1 protein-coding gene and 1 pseudogene are annotated in these 988 nt (G+C 71.7%); both read right to left on the minus strand.

Annotated elements, in window-relative coordinates; translation table 11 throughout:
• Positions 1-91: 91 nt before the first annotated feature.
• Positions 92-481, minus strand: a complete 390-nt coding sequence (locus tag ACFW2E_RS24170) for a DUF3040 domain-containing protein (RefSeq protein ID WP_384469162.1) — start codon at positions 479-481, stop codon at positions 92-94.
• A gap of 277 nt (positions 482-758) precedes the next feature.
• A pseudogene (locus tag ACFW2E_RS24175) lies at positions 759-988 on the minus strand (SAM-dependent methyltransferase); the annotation flags it as partial.

The following is a 988-nucleotide window of genomic DNA, read 5'->3' on the forward strand; positions in this document are numbered from 1 at the left end:
GCCGCCCCCCCCCCCCTCCCCCCGCGGGGGGGGGGCCCGGGGGGGGCGCCCCGCCCCACAGTCCCGAGCCGGTGGGATCACCGGCGAAGTGCTAGTGGCCCTGTTCGTCTCGGCGGCGCTGCCAGCGCTGCTCGATGCGGTCCATCATGGAGCGCTTCGGCCGTCCCTGACGGCGCGCATGCGGGGCACCGGCGGGCTGTTCGCCCGGCTTGGGAGCCTTGCGCCACCCCGTTACGGCGAGTACCGCACAGCCCAGCATGACGAGGAAGCCCACCACGCTGACCCAAATCTGCTTTGCGACCATTCCGGCCATGAGGAGCGCGATACCTACGAGGAAGCCCGCGACCGCCTGGTAGACCCGTCGCCGGGTGTACGTGCGCAGCCCATTTCCCTCAAGCGCTGTCGCGAACTTGGGATCTTCGGCGTACAGCGCTCGCTCCATCTGCTCGAGCATGCGCTGCTCGTGCTCCGAGAGCGGCACGGAGTCCTCCTCATCGTGCAGTCGCCGGGGCGACCCGGGGGGTCCCTTCAGGATAGGCAGGGAATCGCCCCCGTGAAACCCGCCCCTCTACGCCAATTGGCCAACCGGAATCCCGCCATGGCCGACCCGGTCGCTGAGGCTTCCATTCCCCGGCGGCCGGCCCGTCATGCCGGGCGGTCTTCCTCGATCATACGGCGCAAACCCCTCGATCGGGGGGCCTGTGGCGTACTCCATGTGCGGCCGCGCCGCTGATCAGCAGCGTGGCTCGGGAGGCGGCTCAGACCCCGGTGGTGCCCTGTGTCTCGCCGAGGACGTGCAGCTGGGTGGCGACCGAGTGGAACGCAGGCAGCTCGGCAGCCGCGGCCTCCAGCTCGAGCAGGGCGTCGAAGGCCCCGGGCTCGGTGTCCACGAGGACGCCGGGGACCAGGTCGGCGAAGACCCGGACACCGTGCACGGCGCTCACGCCGAGGCCCGCGCTCTCGACGAGCGCGGTCAGCTGCTCGGCCG

This window comes from Streptomyces sp. NPDC058964, assembly GCF_042741275.1.
Taxonomy (GTDB): domain Bacteria; phylum Actinomycetota; class Actinomycetes; order Streptomycetales; family Streptomycetaceae; genus Streptomyces.